The sequence below is a fragment of the Pseudomonas sp. PS01298 genome, assembly GCF_029959745.1.
Lineage (GTDB): Bacteria > Pseudomonadota > Gammaproteobacteria > Pseudomonadales > Pseudomonadaceae > Aquipseudomonas > Aquipseudomonas aylmerensis.
In genome coordinates, this window is the sequence record NZ_JASCPP010000094.1 from 1 (window position 1) to 17,303 (window position 17,303).

The window sequence follows — 17,303 nt, forward strand, 5'->3', positions numbered from 1 at the left end:
AGTACATCACCACCAGAATTTCCAGGGGGCACACTGAGGTCGTCAGCCCCAGAAATCCCAGGGGCCACAATGAGTTCATCAGCCCCAGAAATCCCAGGGGTCACAATGAGTTCATCAGCACCAGAAATCCCAGTGGTCACAATGAGTTCATCAGCCCCAGAAATCCCAGGGGGCACGATGAGTTCATCAGCCCCAGAAATTCCAGTGGCCACAATGAGTTCATCAGCCCCAGAAATTTCAGTGGTCACAATGAGCCCATCAGGCACATAAAGCTCTGTGGCCACGACAGACCAGCAACTCCTCCCTCCATCGCCATCACCGTCAGATCACATGCGCCCGTTGCAGCTCAGTCAGCGACTCGACCTTGAGCCTGGCGAGCAGTGGGTCGCGTCGGTCCCGTGGGTGCGGCAGCTCCACTGTCAGTTCCTGGCGGATGCTGCTCGGCCGGTTGTCCATCACCAGCACCCGGTCACTCAGGTACAGCGCCTCGTCCACATCATGGGTCACCAGCAGCAGTGCGATGGCATGGTGCGCGGCCAGTTGCAGCAGCAAGTCCTGCAGTTTCATGCGCGTGAATGCATCCACCGCACTGAACGGCTCATCCAGCAGCAACACCTGCGGACGTGAATACAGGCCGCGTGCGATGGCCACGCGTTGCGCCATGCCGCCGGACAGCGCCTTGGGCAGCGCCTGGGCAAACCCCTTGAGGCCGACTTCCTCGATCAACTGCGCGACCCAGGCCTTGTCGTAGTGGCTGTCGTCGCTGAAGCCGATGTTCTGTTCCACGGTGAGCCAGGGCATCAGCCGAGGTTCCTGGAACACGAACGCCACTTCGCCATCGGGGCTGCGCAGTTCGCCCTGGAAGTCCTTTTCCAACCCGGCGACGATGCGCAGCAAGGTGCTCTTGCCGCAACCGCTGGGGCCCAGCAGGCTCACGGCTTCCCTGGGCTGCAAGGCCAGGCGCACGTCTTTCAACACGGTGGTGCTGGCGAAGCTTTTACGCTCCACCCGAATCTCCAATAACGGCTGGCTCATGGTTGCGCTCCTTGGCCATTGAAAGTATCGCGCCAGGCCAGGCAGCGTTTTTCCAGCGCGGCAAGCAGACCGTCGCTGACCTTGCCCAACAGTGCGAGCACGATGATTGCCGCCAGCACGATGTCCGGCCGCGAGGTTTCGCGCCCATCGCTGAGCAGGTAACCCAGGCCCTTGGTCGCCGCGATCAGCTCGGCCGCCACCAGGAACATCCACGCCAGGCTCAGGCCACTGCGCAAGCCGGTGAACAGGCCGGGCAGGGCGGCGGGCAGCAGGATGCGCCGCACCAGCCGGCGCCGACTGAAGCCGTACATTTGCCCGACCTCCACCAGCTTGCGGTCGATATCGCGGATCGCCGCCACCCCGTTGAGGTACACCGGGAAGAACGCGCCAATCGCAATCAGCACGATTTTCGAGGTTTCATCGATGCCCAGCCACAGCAGCAACAGCGGCACCCAGGCCAGGCTCGGGATTGAGCGCAGCCCGGCGAAGGTCGGTTCCAGATAGGCCTCGGCCTCACGGCTGAGGCCGACCCAGGCGGCGAACACCAGGGCCAGGCTGGCGCCGATGGCAAAGCCCAGCAATACCCGGCCGAGGCTGGCGCTGATGTGCTTCCACAACGCGCCTTCGGCCAGGTCGGTGAGGGTCACGGCGATCTCGCTTGGCGCCGGCATCTGGTAGGAGGGCAGCCAGCCGACCCGCACGACCACTTCGAGGATCAACAGGATCGCCACCGGCAACACCAGCCCCTTGAGCCGGCGCGGCCAGGCGCTGCGCGGGTTGATCACCGGCGCAGGCAGCGGCAGTGCTTGGGTTTTGCTGGTCATCACAGACCCCTTATGGCTTGGGCAGGGTTTGGCCGAACGAGGTATCGATCAACTGGTCGATCACCTGGTCGACATTCACGCCTTTGCGGACCAACTCTTCGGACACCAGGATCGGCGCAGCGGCCTTGGACGATTGCACATCCTTGCTGCTCAGCAGCGGGGTGCTGAGGTCGGTGCGCGACAGTTGCAGCTTGGCCACTTCCAGCGGCAGGCCGGATTCGTCGGCGAGCAGCTTGGCGAATTCATCCGGGTGCTTCACTGCCCAGTCGCGGGCTTTTTCATAGGCGCCGAGTACTTTGGTGATGGTCTGTGGGTGCTCCTTGGCGAATTTTTCGGTGACGCTGACTACGCCGTAGCTGTTGAAGTCTTTGTTGCGGTAGAGCAGGCGCGAGCCGGCCTGGATTTCGCTGGCGGCCATGTGCGGGTCGAGACCGGCCCAGGCATCGACGTCACCTTTTTCCAGCGCGGTGCGGCCATCCGGATGCTGCAGGTGGACCAACTCGACATCGTCTTTTTTCAGCCCGGCCAATTGCAGGCTGCGCAGGGTGAACAGGTACGGGTCGGTGCCTTTGGTGGCCGCGATTTTCTTGCCTTTGAGGTCGGTCACGCTCTTGAACGGCGAGTCCTTGCGCACCACCAGGGCGGTCCACTCGGCGCGGCTGTAGACGTACACCGATTTGATCGGGCTGCCATTCGCGCGGCTCAACACTGCCGAGAGGCTGGCGGAGGAGGCGAAGTCCACGCCGCCGCTGTTGAGGTACTCCAGGGAACGGTTGCTGCCCTGGCTCAGGACCCAGCCGACTTTGCTCTTGGGCAGGGCTTGTTCCAGCCAACCGAAGTGTTTGAGCACCAGGCTGACGGGGGAGTAGTAGGCGTAGTCGAGGTTGACTTCGGCGGGGTCGGTCTCGGCGGCGAAGGCCGGCGATTGCAGGCACAGGGCGAGGGCACAGGCGCCGAGTAGACGGTGGGTCAAAGGTTTCATGGAACAGCTCCGGACAAGGCGTTGAGAGAAGGCTTTTCTTATATTCAGAAAACTGAGATGGCATGTTCCATCATGCTTTATAGGAATATGCAGTCTCTGTGCCATCTTGCGCGAGGCCGGATTTGCTGGGGTTTGGACGGATCAGGCTGTTGGTGCGTGCAGCAGATTGTTGAACCACTGTTGGCGGGCGAACAGTTGGTATATTTCTAAATAATATAAATAAAGAGTTATTTATTCCTTTTAATGTTCTCCGTGATAGCGCATTTTGAGGGCCTGCGCATTCGTGCGGATTGACCCAACAGCCAAAAGGAAACCCGACATGACCATTAAAGCGATCAACGTGCGCAACCAGTTCAAGGGCGTGATCAAGGAGATCCTGCTGGGCGAAGTGGTGTCCGAAATCGACGTGCAAACCGCGTCGGGTATCGTCACTTCGGTGATCACCACCCGCTCGGTGCGCGATCTGGAATTGAAGGTCGGCAGTGAAGTGATTGCGTTTGTGAAGTCCACCGAAGTATCCATCGCCAAATTGTGAACCCCATACAAATGTGGGAGCGGGCTTGCTCGCGAAGGCAGTGTGTCAGTCAACCCATCGTTAACTGTCCCGGTGCATTCGCGAGCAAACCCGCTCCCACATTTTTTTTGCGTACCGTCAACGTTGTGAATCAGCCCCGGCGGTGACGCAAGGCATGCTCCATGCGTTGCAGGCCTTCTTCGAGCATCGAGCGTGGGCAGCCGAAGTTCAGGCGCACGAATTGCTGGCTGTCGTCGCCGAATTCGATCCCTGCGCTCAGGCCGACCTTGGCGTGTTCGAGGAAGAACTGCTGCGGGTCGTCCAGGCCCAGGGCGCTGCAATCCAGCCAGGCCAGGTAGGTGCCCTGCGGGGCGTGCATGACGACGCCGGGCAGGCGCGTGTTGACCGCGTCGAGCAGGTAGTCGCGGTTGGCTTGCAGGTACCCGACCAGCGCCTCCAGCCAGTCGCCACACTGGCTGTAGGCGGCGCGGGTGGCCTCCAGGCCCAGGGGGCTGACGCTGTCGACCATGCCGCAGCGCGCCTGGTTGAAGCGCTCGCGAATCTCGGCGTTCTGCACCACGGCAAAGCAGGTCTTCAGGCCGGCGACGTTATAGGCCTTGCTCGCCGACATCAGGGTGATGGTGCGCTGGGCGATCTCGGGGCTGAGGCTCGCGGTGGGGATGTGCCGGCGGCCGTCGAAGCACAGCTCGGCGTGAATCTCGTCGCTGATGATCAGCGCGCCGTGTTCCAGGCAGGCAGTGGCCACGGCCAGCAGTTCTTCGCGCGGGAAGACTTTGCCCATGGGGTTGTGCGGGTTGCTCAACAGCAGCGCGCCGGCGCCGTCGAGTGCCTGGCGCAGGGCCGGCAGTGGGGTCAGGTATTCACCGTTGACCAATTCGAACGGCACTTCGATCCGCGGCAGGTCCCAGTGCCCCGGCGCCAGGCGGATCGGGCGGTAGTTGGGGGTCTGCAGCACCACCGGCTGGCCGGGTTGCACAAAGGCGTGCAGCGCCATATTGAAGCCCGGTTCGACGCCGGGCAAAAACAGCAGTTCTTCCGGTTGCACGCGCCAGGCGTACTTGGCCCACAGGTCGGCGACGATGGCTTCGCGCACATCCGGACCGGCCACGCTGTAGCCGAGGATCTGCTGGTCGAGGCGCGCGCGCAGCGCCTGCAGCACCGCAGGTGGCGCGGCGATATCCATGTCGGCGATCCACATCGGCAAAACGTCGGACGGATAACGGTTCCACTTGGTGCTGCCGGTGCCGAGGCGGGGGTGGATCGTGTCGAAATCAAAGCTCATGGGAGGCTCGTGTCAGGGAGGCGGGCGCAAGAATGGCGCTGATTCTAGCGCCATTATTTTTATAGGCCAGAGCTGATTGCCTCGGACAGTTGCCGGTGGGCGAGTTCCACCGCGCGGTTGACCGCTTCCGCGCCACGCACCATCGCGCCGAGGTAGATGAAATCCACCGTGTGGATGCCCACCGTGGCCAGGATGGCGTGCATGTACGGCGTCAGGAAGTCCGGCTCATGGCCCTTGCGGGCATTGCCGGAACTGACCAGCACAAAGGTGCGGCGGTCCTTGAGCAAGCCGACTTTTTCGAACTGCGCATTCACCGTGAAGCTGCGCTGGATGCGCACCACATGGTCGATCCAGCTCTTGAGCGCCGCCGGCACGCTGAAATTATGCACGGGGGTACAGATGACCAGCAGGTCGCAGGCCTCCAGCTCGACGATCAACTCCTCAGACCGTGCGGTGGCGCTGCCGCTCAAGCCGCCCGGGGTGGTGAGGGCGTTGGCGTATTCGCGGCTCAGCGGTGGCAGGGCCTGGCCGCCATAGTCGCGCTCCGTCACTGCGGCGTCCGGTACCAGGTCGCGCAGCAGCGCACGGGCCAGCTTGAAGGTCTGGGCCGCCTTGCCATGCGGGCTGAAACTCAGCAACAGGGCGCGGGTCATTGGCTCAGGTCCTGGGAGAAATGCATGCCCAGCGGCAACAGGCCCTGGCGGAAATAGAAACGCTGGGCCAGGGCCATGTGCATGCCGGTGTCGAGCACCAGCCAGCGATAGCCACGGGCGCGGGTTTCTTCGCGGACCCGCTCGAGCAGTTGTTCGCCCAGGCGTCGACGCTGCAGGGTGGCGTCCACGACTAAATCATCGACATAGATAAACCGGCCATACAGGGTGTTTTCCGTCAGCCGGTAGCCGGCCAGGCCAATCACCTTGCCGTGCTCGCGCGCGGCCAACAGGTGGTAGCCGTTTTGCCGTTGCCGTTGGACCTGCGCGGCGAAGGCGCTGGCGTCGGTGAGGTGAGGGCGCAGTTGCTGCATCAGCGCAAAGCTGGCGATGCAATCGGCCTCGTTTTGCATCGCTACGAACTCGACTGAGTCATGCATGGTTGAAGTGCTCCTGGCACGCCTGGCTGGCGCAAGTGGCGAAGGCATTGTTGAGGCGAGAAGGCATGGGCAGTTCCTGGTGGCACGCAAGAGAGGCGCCATTTTCGCGGGTAGCCAGGCGAACCAACAGGGGCATGAATGGACAAGTGGCCTGGGACATGATCAGGCGTAGCGCCTGTGGGGCGGCGTTGAAGTGCAGTGCGCGGGTCGTGCGTGGCGGAGCCGGATCACCGGGCGGGGAGGCCGGTCTTAGTCGTTTATCTGCACGATCCCTTCGCGTACCGCAAACATCACCAGGCTGGCGACATCATGGATGTGCAGGCGATGCATGATCTGCGAGCGATGTGCCTCGATCGTCTTGATGCTCAGCCGCAGGCCTTGGGCAATATTGCGCGTGGTTTCGCCGCGGGCGATCAACCGGAGTATCTCCAGTTGGCGCACGGTCAGTTTCGAGTGCGAGATGGGCTTGGTTTCTTCGCGAGTCTGCTTGACGGCCTGGCTGACCACCAACGACACAACCGGCACCGACAGGTACTGGCCGCCACTCTTGAGCGCCTCCAGCGCGAGTTCGAGCTCAAGCACGCTGGCACTTTTCAACAGATAGCCCTTGGTGCCGAGTTGCAGGCACTGCATCACGAAGCTGGAATCCTTGTGGGTCGAGATCATCAGGATGCGGCTGGCCGGCGCGCTGATCGACAGGCTCTTGAGCAGTTTCATGCAGGCAACCCGTTCGATATCCATGTCGAACACGATAATGTCCGGTTGCAGGCTCGAGGCGAGTTCGAGGGTGGTGCTCTCACTGTCGGCTTCCGCGATGACTTCGTAGGGCTCTTTTTGCTCCAGGAGTGCACGCAGGCCGGCACGTAACAGGGGATATACATTCGCTACAAGGATTCGACAACGCATAGGCTTCAGCCCAAATCGCAGAGACAAGAGGCAGCGTTGATCTCGCTGCTGTAATTTACTGTGTAGCGTCCGTGTCTACAGGGGTTAACGCGCAGGTCGTAGAGTGTGAAGACTTTTCAGCCGTGGCGCGCGTTATCGCCAAACTCCTGGATCAAGCGGGAGAATTTATTCAACGGTTCAACGGCTTGGGCCGAGCCCAGTTTGATCGCTTCCTTGGGCATGCCAAAGACCACGCAACTGGCCTCGTCCTGGGCGATGGTCTGCGCGCCATTTTCACGCATTGCCAGCAGCCCGCGCGCGCCGTCGTCGCCCATGCCGGTCATGATCATGCCCAAGGCGCTGGGCCCGGCATGCCTGGCGATCGAACGAAACAGCACGTCTACCGAAGGTTTATGCCGGTTAACCGGCGGGCCGTCCACAACCTCGACCTGGTAGTGCGCACCGCTGCGCTTGAGTTGCATATGCAAGCCGCCGGGGGCCAACAATGCCAGGCCACTGTGCACCCGATCCAGATGCCTGGCTTCGCGCACTTCGATCTGGCAGAGCTTGTCCAGGCGCCGGGCAAAGTCGGCGGTGAATTTTTCCGGCATGTGTTGAACGATGACAATCCCCGGGCAGTCACGTGGCAATTGGCGCAAGACAAATTCGAGGGCTTGCGTGCCACCGGTGGAACAGCCGAGCGCGACGATTTTTTCGGTGGTGCGCAGCCGGTTGACCGGTGCAATCCGGCTGTCCTCGCCAGGCGCCGTCACCGTCGCGGGCAGGGCGCGTGGACGGGTCTTGGCGCCGTCCTCGATCTTGCGTATCAACTCGGCCGACAACGCTTCCAGGCTTTGCTTGAGCCCCAGCCGCGCCTTGGTGAATACCCCCACGGCGCCTGCCGACAGTGCCTCGACGGCGACGCTGTTGCCCTGCTCGGTCAGCGTCGAGCAGATGATGGTCGGCGTCGGGCGTTCGCGCATGAGCTGGCGCAGGAAGGTCAGGCCGTCCATGCGCGGCATTTCGATGTCGAGCACCAGCACGTCCGGCCAGTCGCGGCGCATTTTTTCGATGGCGTAGAGCGGGTCGGCCGCCTGGCCGATGACCGTGATCCGTGGGTGGCTGGCCAGGCAACTGGTGAGCACCTGGCGCACCAGCGCCGAGTCGTCGACGATAAACACCTTGATCATCGCGGCAGGCTCCGTACCGGCGGCGACGGCAGGCCGTTGCGCAGGCACTCGATTGCACCGCTGCGGCCGTTGACCTGCAGGCGCCGGTAATGGTCGCCGTTGAGGTCCCAGGCGTCGACCGACCAATTGCGCAGGCTGAACTGTTCCCGCGCAAAAGCGCTGTTGCCGGCGCCGACCCTGCGCCGTGGGTTGCCTTCGAAGCGCACCAGGCTGCCACCGCCGAAAATGCCCTTGCGGTACTCCGTAGGTTGCGTGCCGTGGCGGGCCATGTCGGCGTGGATGCGCTTGAACACGGACTCGCCGTAACGGGTGTCCAGGCGTGTGCCTGCGCCCGGATCGTTGGGCAGCAGGAAGTGCGAGACCGCCAGCAGCCGTCGGTGTGGGTGCCACAGCACCACCGCGACGCAGCTGCCGAGCAAGGTGGTGACCACGCCGTCGTGGGTCCCGAAGAAGTAATCGCCGGGGTGCAGGAATATCGAAGGTTTCATAAAAGCTCGTAGACCGAAGGGCAGGTCAGGCGCATCGGCAGATCAAAGCCGTGGATGCTTTCCGCGTGCCCGATAAACAGCAGGCCGCCGACGCGCAGCTGGGTAATCAGGCGCCGGACAATCCGCTGTTTCTCTTCATTGTTGAAATAGATCAGTACGTTGCGCAAAAAGATCACGTCGAAAGGCCCGAGTGCCTCTGGCAGCGGTTGCGTAAGGTTGATCTCGCGCAGGGTGATGCGCTCGCGCAGCGCGGCCTGCACGCGAAATCGCCCGCTCATGTCGCCGACGCCGTTCAGGCAATAGCGCTTGAGCCAACCCTCGGGAAAATACTTGGCCTGGGCCATGTCATAGATGCCGTCGCGGGCCCGCGCGAGCATGCTTTGGCTCAGGTCGCTGGCGACGATGGACCAGTCCTGCGTGCGCGCGTTTTCGCTGGCAACCATTGCCAGGCTGTAAGGCTCTTCGCCGGAGGAACAGGCGGCACTCCAGATCTTCTGCGGTCCGCGCTGGCGGGCCAACCATTCACCGAAGAAATCGAAGTGCGGATGCTCACGAAAAAAGTACGTTTCGTTGGTGGTGAGCAAATCCACCACCAGCCGCCGCTCCTTGATGAACAACGGGTTGTCGAGCAACTGCAAGTAATCGGCGTAGCTGCCCAGCCGATAGTGGCGCAGGCGCTTCATCAGGCGGCCGGCGACCAGCGGGCGTTTGTTGGGCGCCAACTGGATGCCCGACGCCTCGGCCATGAGTTTCTGTAAGCGGCGAAACTCGTGTTCGGCGAGTTTCGGCAGGGTTAAAAGCGCAGACATTCAAAGGCCGTTCGTGACGGCAAGGCTCAATTGCGCGATGTCATCCAGCGACAATACCTGGGCGATATCGAGAATGATCGTGAAACCTTGTTCATTGCGGGCCATGCCGGCGATGAAGTCGGTGCGGATCCCGGCGCCGAACGGCGGCGGTGCGACCACCTGCTGCGGGTCGATGTCGAGCACCGCGTCGACGGCATCCACGACCAGGCCGATGGCCTGGGTGCTGTCGCTCAAGGCCAGTTCGATGATGACAATGCAGGTGCGGTTGCCCGCGCGGGTCAGCTCGAAGCCAAAGCGCGCGGCCAGGTCCAGCACCGGCACGACATTGCCGCGCAGGTTGATCACGCCATGGATAAACGCCGGCATCATCGGCACGGCCGTCACTTGTGCGTATTCGATGATCTCGCGCACCAGTTCGATCGGCAGCGCATAGTCCGCGTCACGCACGCGAAACGACAAGTGCTGGATGCTCAGGGGTTCGGCCAGTGAGTCGACGGTTTGAAAACGTTGGTTGGCAAGGGAAGTCATGGGCGCGGTGCTCAATTGAAACTGACGAACTGGCCTTCATCGACCGTCGTCCTGCCCTTGGACCAGCTTGGCGACGCGCTGGGGTAGTTGTCCTGGCTGCGCGGCAGGCCACGCTTGAGTGCAGGGCCGTCCTGTTCGAAGCGGAAGAAGCCGATCAGCTCCTGCAATTGTCCGGCCTGGGCGTTCATTTCTTCGGCGGTGGCGGCAAGCTCTTCCGAGGCGGCGGCGTTTTGCTGGGTGATTTGGTTCATCTGGCCCATGGCAATATTGATCTGCCCGGCGGCGCTGCTTTGTTCCTGCGAGGCGGCAGTGATTTCCTGCACCAGGTCCGAGGTTTTCTGGATGTTCGGGACGATTTCGTTCAACAGGCGGCCAGCCTGTTCGGCCAGGTGCACGCTGCTGGAGGCGACTTGACCGATCTCCTGGGCCGCCACCTGGCTGCGCTCGGCGAGCTTGCGCACTTCGGCGGCGACCACCGCGAAGCCTTTGCCGTGATCACCGGCGCGGGCCGCTTCGATGGCAGCGTTGAGCGCCAGCAGGTTGGTCTGGTAGGCGATGTCGTCGATGATGCTGATCTTGTCGGCAATCTGCTTCATCGCCAGCACCGTGTCGCTGACCGCGCCACCGCCTTGCACCGCGTCGTTGGCGGCTTTGCCGGCAATGCCGTCGGTGATTTTTGCGCTTTCAGTGTTCTGGGCGATCGACGCCGACATTTCCTCGACCGAGGCGCTGGTCTGCTCGACGCTGGCCGCCTGTTCGTTGGCGGCCTGGCTCAGTGACTGCGAGGTGGAGCTGACTTGTTCGGAGGCCGAGGAGAGTGAATCGGCGGAACTGCGCACGTCCCCGAGGATGCTGCGCAGGCGCTCGGTCATGTTTTGCATGGCCGCGAGCAACTGTCCGGTTTCATCGCGGCTGTCTGCCTGCAGGTCCTGGCTCAGGTCGCCGGCGGCCATGCGGTTGGCGGCGGCCACCGCACCGTTGAGCGGCTTGGTGATACTGCGCGTGACCAGCACGCCAATGACCACGCCAAACAGCGTGGCGGCGAGGACCAGCGCGATCATTTGCAGGCGCGAGCGGTCGGCGATATCGGAGATTTGCTGATTGGCCTCTTTGGCGCGCTCCTGTTTGTAGCGGCTGACTTCGCCGATCAGGCGGTCGATCTGCTCGCCGCTGACCACGGCCTTGGGCAGCAGGTCGGTGACGTCGCTGGTCTCCTGCAACTGGCTGGATTGCTGATGCAGGGTCAACACCTGGTGCACCAGGTTTTCGTAGTCCTTGAGCGGCGTTTCCAGCTGGTCGATCTGCGCCATGCCTTCCTTGGTGATAAAGCTGGCGCGTGCACTGTTGATCAGCGTGCGGGTTCTATCCAGCGCGGCCTTGGCCTGGTTCGCCGCCTGCTCACGCGCCGCGTGGTTGGTCGACAACAGGCTCTGGCGCATCGAGCGGCCGGCGACGATCAGCTGGATATTGGCTTCCTGCAGAGTGCTCAAGCCCGTGACGTCCAGCTCGTACATGCGGTCGGACAGGCCATTCACCTGTTCGAGGTTGCGGATGCCGATAAACCCGATGATCGCGGTCAACGCGACGACCACCAGGAAACCGGCGGTGAGTCGGATGCCTATCTTCATGTTGCGAACAAATTGCATGCGGTTTCTCCTGAAAAGGCTAGGCAAGGGGTTCTAAAAGGGATACGTCGAGGGCGGCAGGGGCCTGCAGCTGTCGGAACAGGCTGGGCACATCCAGGATCAGCGCCACTTGCCCGGAGCCGAGGATGGTCGAGCCACTGATGCCGCGCAGGTGCTGGAACATCTGGCCGAGTGGCTTGATCACGGTTTGCAGCTCGCCCAGCAGGTGGTCGACGATCAACCCGGCGTGCTGCCGGCCTTGGCTGACCACCACGATATTGTGGCGCCGGGCAGTGCTTGCGGGCAGCCCGAAGTGTTGATCCAGGGCTATGCACGGCAGCGGCGTGCCGCGCAGGTTGAGGTAGCCGTACTGGCTGGTGAGCGACGCGGCGTTGGCCTCCATGCATTCGGTGACCATGTCCAGCGGGATGACAAAACTGTCTTGGCCCACGCCCACGTGAAAGCCGTCAATGATCGCCAGGGTCAGCGGCAGGCGAATCCGGAAGGTGCAGCCCAGGCCTTGCTGCGACTCGATCTCGATGCTGCCGCGCAGTTGCTCGATGGCGCTGCGCACCACGTCCATGCCAACGCCGCGCCCGGAGAGGTCGGACACCTGTTCGGCGGTGGAAAAGCCGGCTTCGAAAATCAGCCGGTGAATCGCGGCCTCATTGAGCACCGCCTCGGCCTCGATCAGGCCTTTGTCGATGGCTTTTTCGCGAATCCGCGCGGTATTCAGGCCGCGCCCGTCGTCGCTGATTTCCAGCACGATCATGCCGGAGTCATGGTAGGCGTTGAGCTGCAGGTTGCCCTCGGCGGGCTTGCCAGCTGCGAGGCGGTCGGCGGCCGACTCGATGCCATGGTCGATAGCATTGCGCACCAGGTGGGTGAGCGGGTCGGCGATCTTGTCGATCACGGTTTTGTCCAGCTCGGTGTCGCCGCCACGGATGCCCAGTTGGATGTGCTTGCCCAGTTGCTTGCTGACATCGCGGACCACGCGGTGGAAGCGGTTGAAGGTTTCACCGACCTCGACCATGCGCAGTTTCAGCGCGCTCTCGCGGATCTGCTCGACGTGCTGGTGCACGGCCAAGGCGCTTTCGATACACGCATTGTCGCCAGTGCGTTTGGCCTGCATCTGCGCACCGGCGGTACTGATGACCAGCTCGCCGACCAGGTTGATCAGCTCATCGAGCTTGTGCGCAGGGACCTTGACCATGCTGGTGTATTGCGGACGGCGGTCGCGGGCCGGCGATTTTTTTTCGGCGGGCGCGGCCAGGGTGGGCGCAGGCTCGGTGCAGGGTTCAAGGGTGAGGGTGCAGAAGTCGACGATGAAGTCGAAGACGTCGACGATCTCCTCGCGGCTCGCGGCGCTGCGCAGGGTCAAGGTAAAGCCCAGGTAACAGGCTTCGGGGTCGAAGCTGTCAAGGCCCGGCAGCCGATCGGTGCGGGTGTGCAGGGTGACGATTTCGCCCAGGCGGCTGAGGTAACGCAGGAAGGCCGCCGGATCGAACCCGTTGCGCAACAGCGCCTCGCTGAAGTCGATCGACAGTTGCCACAGTTGCGCATTGGCGCTGATGGTCGGTACGGCCGGCACACTGTCGACGACGGGCGTGTCGTCACTCAGGCCACGCGCCTGCGCCAGGGCGTCGAGCAACAGTGCCTGTTGGGCCAGGTCGGTGTGCATCTCACCGGTGGCGGGGTCGACGGCTTCAAGCATCCGCCGCAGTTCGTCCATGCAGCGCAGCATCAACGAGGTGAGGTCTTCATTGAGCGTGCGCTGGCCGTCGCGCACTTGCATCAGCAGGCTTTCAAGGTGATGGGTGAGATTGACCAGCGGTGTCAGCGAGAAAATACCCGCCGAGCCCTTCAACGTGTGTACGGCGCGGAACAAGCCGTTGACCGCGTCGCTGTCTTCGGGCGCGGTTTCCAGTTGAAGCAGGCTGTCTTCGGCATCCTTGAGCAAGTCCCGGCCTTCGCTCAGGAAGCCCTGGAGCAATTGATTCCACTGTTCGCCAGTGAGCATGGTCAATCCTCGATCCGAGCGTTGGGAAACAGTGATTCCAGGCGCAGCAGTGCGAGGGTTTCGCGCACGGCAGGGGCGGCATCGACCACGGTGACCGGGCTACCGCCCTGGCTGAGCGCGCGTTGGATCACCAGCAGCAATTGCAGGCCGGCGCTGTCGAAATCGCCGATACCGGCCAGGTCAAGCTGCCAGGCGTCGGCGTTGAGCGGCAACAGCGCGACAAAGGCATCACGCGCGTCGCTGACCTGATAAATGCTCAGGTCACCGTCGATACGAATGCGCGTCGGGCCGCCGAAAGCGGAAGGGGTCAGCGTGAACATGGGCTCAGCCCATCAACTTTTCGACGGCCGCCAACAGGGTCTGCGGCTGGAACGGCTTGACGATCCAGGCCCTCGCGCCGGCTGCCTGGCCTTCGGCTTTTTTCGACTGTTCGCTTTCGGTGGTGAGCATGATGATGGGCGTGAAACGGTATTCGTTGCGCGCCTTGACCGCTTTCACCAGGCCGATGCCGTCGAGGTTCGGCATGTTCACGTCGCTGATGATCAGGTTGATCTTTTGCCCGGTCAGCTTGGTCAGTGCATCGCGCCCGTCGCAGGCCTCAAGGACCTGGTGACCGGCGCCGGTGAGGGTCATCTTGACCAGTTGGCGCATGGACTGCGAGTCATCGACGATTAGTATGGTCTTGGCCATGTTCGGCTCCCTCGAAAGTGAAATTAACTGGAAAGTCGTCGCCTCAGAAAAATGTCACTTCGGCGCTGGAAGGGGTCTTGGGCTGGCCGTGGCGTTCTTCATCAGTGGTAAAACGCTGACGTAGCCGGTCCAGCCAGGCAGGGGCGTCGTGCAGGCTCGGGTCGTTGGCGACGATGGCGTCGAGCAGGTCCTGCAGGTCACTCTGTACGTGTTCGAGCATCTGGTCGGTGCGGTCCTGGAACTGCAGGCTGACCATGATTGCCTGGATGTCGTGCTGGGTTTCGCGGGCATCGTGCTGCAGCGCGTGGGAGGCGTCGGACAACTGGTTGAGGTTGTCGCCCAGGCGACTCATCACGCCGCTCACCGACTGGCTGAGGAAGTCCAGGTTGCTCTGTTCGCTGGTGCCCAGTTCGGCGGCCGCCTCGATGGTGGTCTGGATCGCGTGGGTGATCTCGCCAACCTTCTCATCCATGGCCAGGCCGGTCTCGGCCGACAGCGTGGAAAGCTTGCGCACCTCATCGGCGACCACCGAAAAACCGCGGCCGTACTCACCGGCCCGGGCCGCCTCGATAGCCGCATTCAGTGCCAGCAGGTTGGTTTGCTTGGCAATCTCCTGGACCCGGCGGGCCATGTGCTGCAACTGGCTGGCGTAGCTGTCCAGGTGGCTGATGGTGTCGAGCAGTGCATGCTGGCGCTGGCTGCTGGCGCGAAACGATTCGGTGACTTCGTGCAGGCGCTGGTTGGCATCGCGCAGGCTTTCGCCGACGCCGCCGTTGCCGAGCACGTCGTTGGAGTTGTCGAGGCTCTGTTCGAGGCGTTGGGCGATGTTGTGGAAACGCTGGAACAGCTCGCCGATATTGCTTTGCAGCAATGCCCGCGTTTGCCCCAGGCTGTCGCGCCAGCTCGGAGCGACGCCCTCGATCAGTTGCCAGTCGCCAGCGCTGGCCTGGGTCAGAGCCGATTCGACCGGCGTCTGGGATTGACTGGTGGCAGCGGCTTTGGCGGTTTTTCTCGGGCGCAGGGCGAGCAGGGCGAGGCTGCTCAGCAACAGTCCGGCGTGGGGTAACAGGTGGACGGGTACAACCAATCCGATGGTTGCCAATGCGAGGCCGAGCCAGGCCCCAAGGTAAATGCGCATCGCCAGCTTCCGTTGCAGGGTGTCAGATCGGCGGATGATAGCGATGGCGTAATGATGTCAGTATAAGGACAACCCTTAATCCTTAGGTTATGTCCTACAAAATCAAGCGGGCTTTGGGCGGGTAACAAGTCGACCGGTCGATCAGGTAAAAAGCGTTGCACCCAAGGGTTGCAAGAGCAGCGTCGATTGCGGGGTGCAGGCAGGGCAGGGAGTTTGGAGTAGGGTTTCGGCGTAAGGGTCGCTCACGCCGAGCCAGGCCTCCCTCACAGGCCTTGGCTGCCCCGGATCAGGTCATACGCTTTGCGCGCAATCGGGTTTGCCGTATTCGGCCGGATCCACAGGTAGTAGGTCACTTCCGGCAAACGCGGCAATCCATCCGTTTCGCCGAGCACGCGCATGTCCGGCCCGAGCATCTCCATGCTCCGTGGCGTCACGCCCAGGCCCGCGCGAGTGGCGGCCTTGATGCCGATCAAGTTCGACGCCAGGTACGCCTGGCGCCAGGGGATGTTCGCCCGCTCCAGGGCCTCCAGCGCATAGCGCCGATAGATGCTCGGCTCATCCACCAGGATCAGCGGCAACGGCTCGCTGGGCGAATGAATGTACTGCGCCGAACAGATCCACCACACCGGCGAAGTGCGCAGGGCGAAGCCTTCCAGGTTGGGGTCGGAGCGGGTGGAAATCACCATGTCGACCTTGCCGCGGTGCAGGTCATCCATCAGGAACGGGCTGCGGCCCACATCGATTTCCAGGCGCAGGCGCGGCGCGGAACGGGCGATATGGCTGAGGATCGGCGGCAGGATGGTGTCGGCGATATCGTGTGGCGAGCCAATGCGCAGCACGCCGCTCAGGCTGCTTTCGCGCAGCGAATTCAGCGCGTCGTCATTCAGCGACAGCATCTGCCGCGCATGCCGCAGCAGCTGCAGGCCCGGCTCGGTCAGCTGTTTCTGCCGGCCGCGCTTCTCGAACAGGCTGACCCCCACTTGCTGCTCCAGGCGCTGCATGTGCTGGGTCACGGACGATTGGGTGCGAGACAGGTGCGTGCCGGCTTCGGCGAAGCTGTGGTGGTCGACCACGGCGATAAAGGTGCGCAGGAGTTCAAGGTCGAGGGTCGACATGGCCGGTTCCAGGGGCGGTTTTACATCAAGGGTGTGAAGTTAAACATTACAGATATTTATGTATGCGTGAAGCAGATTTTTACCGCGCCCAGTAAAACATGGGTTATGCCGAAACTGCAGGTCGTGCCGATACGGCAAGTTATAACGATATGAGATATTTGCATTTCCGTTGCCCCTGCACACTCCCTAGCATGCCCCTCCATCAGGTCGGGGTACGCCGATCATTAGCCAGGGGGAAGTCCAATGATGTTGAAGAAATGGTTGCCGGTGGCCCTTGGGTCGATGATCGCCCTGGGCGGCAGTGTGGCGGCGCAGGCCGATGCGACCCTGGACAAGATCGAGCAGCGCCATGTGCTGGTGGTCGGCGTGCTGTTGTCCGGCGGACCGTTCGGCAGCATCGACCCGGCCACGCAACAGCCCAAGGGCTTGAACGTCGACCTGGCCAACGAGCTGGGGCGTCAACTCAAGGCCCAGGTGCAACTGGTGCCGGTGTTGCCGGCCAACCGCGTGCAGTTCCTGCAACAGGGCAAGGTCGATCTGCTGATCGCCAACATGGAGTGGACCGCCGAGCGCGGTGAAATCCTCGGGTTTGTCCCGACCCCGTTCTACCGCATCGGCGGCACCGCCGCAGTGCTCAAGGACAGCAAGATCACCCGTTGGGAAGACCTCAAGGACCAGCCCGTCTGCACCTCCCAGGGCAGCAGCTATGTGAAGCCGCTGACCGAGTTCGGCGCGCAGATCAAGGCGTTCAAGAGCTCGTCCGAATCGCTGCTGGCGCTGCGTGGCAACAACTGCGTGGCGGCGGTGCATGACTCCACGCTGATCAACCCGCTGATCAACGACAGCGCTGAATGGAAGGATTACCGCGCGATCAGCCCGGAACTCAACCCGGCACCGTCGGTGATCTGGACCCGTCGCGGCGAAAACGATACCCAGGCCAAGCTCGACCCGATCGTCAAGGAACTGCACCGCAGTGGCTGGCTGATCGACGCCCAGACCCGCAACCGCATCAGCCCGGCGTCGCCGGCCCTGGTGGAATTGCAAAACCAGTTCAAGGGCGCCTGAGC

19 protein-coding genes and 1 pseudogene are annotated in these 17,303 nt (G+C 62.6%); 2 read left to right on the plus strand and 18 right to left on the minus strand.

Features of this window, described 5'->3' with window-relative positions; translation table 11 throughout:
- The 4 genes and pseudogenes from QMX97_RS24900 to QMX97_RS24915 all read right to left on the minus strand — a co-directional run.
- Positions 1-284: pseudogene (locus QMX97_RS24900) on the minus strand (hypothetical protein); the annotation flags it as partial.
- A 37-nt stretch (positions 285-321) separates the two neighbouring features.
- Positions 322-1,035, minus strand: a complete 714-nt coding sequence (locus QMX97_RS24905; RefSeq protein WP_120448475.1) for an ABC transporter ATP-binding protein — start codon at positions 1,033-1,035, stop codon at positions 322-324.
- On the minus strand, positions 1,032-1,859 hold the full coding sequence (locus tag QMX97_RS24910) for an ABC transporter permease (RefSeq protein ID WP_201144253.1): 828 nt from the start codon (positions 1,857-1,859) through the stop codon (positions 1,032-1,034). Before QMX97_RS24910 ends, QMX97_RS24905 begins: the two co-directional genes overlap by 4 nt.
- Before the next feature lie 10 nt (positions 1,860-1,869).
- A complete protein-coding gene (locus tag QMX97_RS24915; RefSeq protein WP_065904916.1) occupies positions 1,870-2,841 on the minus strand; it encodes an aliphatic sulfonate ABC transporter substrate-binding protein in 972 nt (323 codons plus the stop codon).
- Positions 2,842-3,160: 319 nt separating this feature from the next.
- Between QMX97_RS24915 and QMX97_RS24920 the strand changes: the two genes are divergently transcribed.
- Positions 3,161-3,376 carry a TOBE domain-containing protein gene (locus QMX97_RS24920; RefSeq protein ID WP_003173733.1) on the plus strand — a complete coding sequence of 72 codons (216 nt, stop codon included), beginning with the start codon at positions 3,161-3,163 and terminating at the stop codon, positions 3,374-3,376.
- Between the two features lie 130 nt (positions 3,377-3,506).
- On the opposite strand, the gene QMX97_RS24925 is transcribed toward QMX97_RS24920, so the two are convergent.
- From QMX97_RS24925 to QMX97_RS24990, 14 genes are all read right to left on the minus strand, one after another.
- A complete protein-coding gene (locus tag QMX97_RS24925) occupies positions 3,507-4,658 on the minus strand; it encodes a MalY/PatB family protein (protein WP_282397781.1) in 1,152 nt (383 codons plus the stop codon).
- Positions 4,659-4,717: 59 nt separating this feature from the next.
- Entirely contained in the window at positions 4,718-5,311 is a 594-nt protein-coding gene (locus QMX97_RS24930; RefSeq protein ID WP_106804052.1) for an NAD(P)H-dependent oxidoreductase, read from the minus strand.
- A complete protein-coding gene (locus QMX97_RS24935; protein WP_282397782.1) occupies positions 5,308-5,748 on the minus strand; it encodes a GNAT family N-acetyltransferase in 441 nt (146 codons plus the stop codon). The genes QMX97_RS24930 and QMX97_RS24935 overlap by 4 nt, the downstream gene beginning before the upstream one ends.
- 249 nt (positions 5,749-5,997) lie before the next feature.
- Positions 5,998-6,654, minus strand: coding sequence for a response regulator transcription factor (locus tag QMX97_RS24940; protein WP_106804050.1), 657 nt, complete (start codon positions 6,652-6,654; stop codon positions 5,998-6,000).
- A gap of 116 nt (positions 6,655-6,770) precedes the next feature.
- The gene (locus tag QMX97_RS24945; RefSeq protein WP_120448480.1) at positions 6,771-7,823 is read right to left on the minus strand and encodes a chemotaxis response regulator protein-glutamate methylesterase; all 1,053 of its coding nucleotides are present in this window, start codon (positions 7,821-7,823) and stop codon (positions 6,771-6,773) included.
- The gene (locus QMX97_RS24950) at positions 7,820-8,311 is read right to left on the minus strand and encodes a chemotaxis protein CheD (RefSeq protein ID WP_213551542.1); all 492 of its coding nucleotides are present in this window, start codon (positions 8,309-8,311) and stop codon (positions 7,820-7,822) included. Before QMX97_RS24950 ends, QMX97_RS24945 begins: the two co-directional genes overlap by 4 nt.
- Positions 8,308-9,120, minus strand: coding sequence for a protein-glutamate O-methyltransferase CheR (locus tag QMX97_RS24955; RefSeq protein WP_065904927.1), 813 nt, complete (start codon positions 9,118-9,120; stop codon positions 8,308-8,310). The genes QMX97_RS24950 and QMX97_RS24955 overlap by 4 nt, the downstream gene beginning before the upstream one ends.
- Positions 9,121-9,648 (minus strand): chemotaxis protein CheW, encoded by a 528-nt coding sequence (locus QMX97_RS24960; RefSeq protein ID WP_106804046.1) that lies wholly within the window; start codon positions 9,646-9,648, stop codon positions 9,121-9,123.
- A gap of 11 nt (positions 9,649-9,659) precedes the next feature.
- On the minus strand, positions 9,660-11,294 hold the full coding sequence (locus tag QMX97_RS24965) for a methyl-accepting chemotaxis protein (RefSeq protein ID WP_065904931.1): 1,635 nt from the start codon (positions 11,292-11,294) through the stop codon (positions 9,660-9,662).
- A gap of 19 nt (positions 11,295-11,313) precedes the next feature.
- Complete coding sequence (locus QMX97_RS24970; protein ID WP_282397783.1) at positions 11,314-13,293, minus strand: chemotaxis protein CheA; 1,980 nt, start codon at positions 13,291-13,293, stop codon at positions 11,314-11,316.
- A 2-nt stretch (positions 13,294-13,295) separates the two neighbouring features.
- A complete protein-coding gene (locus tag QMX97_RS24975; RefSeq protein WP_282397784.1) occupies positions 13,296-13,613 on the minus strand; it encodes an STAS domain-containing protein in 318 nt (105 codons plus the stop codon).
- 4 nt (positions 13,614-13,617) lie between these two features.
- Complete coding sequence (locus QMX97_RS24980; protein WP_065904936.1) at positions 13,618-13,983, minus strand: response regulator; 366 nt, start codon at positions 13,981-13,983, stop codon at positions 13,618-13,620.
- Positions 13,984-14,026: 43 nt separating this feature from the next.
- The gene (locus tag QMX97_RS24985) at positions 14,027-15,121 is read right to left on the minus strand and encodes a methyl-accepting chemotaxis protein (RefSeq protein WP_282397785.1); all 1,095 of its coding nucleotides are present in this window, start codon (positions 15,119-15,121) and stop codon (positions 14,027-14,029) included.
- A gap of 263 nt (positions 15,122-15,384) precedes the next feature.
- Positions 15,385-16,236 (minus strand): LysR substrate-binding domain-containing protein, encoded by an 852-nt coding sequence (locus tag QMX97_RS24990; protein ID WP_106804040.1) that lies wholly within the window; start codon positions 16,234-16,236, stop codon positions 15,385-15,387.
- Positions 16,237-16,479: 243 nt separating this feature from the next.
- Here QMX97_RS24990 and QMX97_RS24995 point away from each other — a divergent pair, with 243 nt between their 5' ends.
- Complete coding sequence (locus QMX97_RS24995; RefSeq protein ID WP_262135699.1) at positions 16,480-17,301, plus strand: transporter substrate-binding domain-containing protein; 822 nt, start codon at positions 16,480-16,482, stop codon at positions 17,299-17,301.
- Positions 17,302-17,303 lie beyond the last annotated feature (2 nt).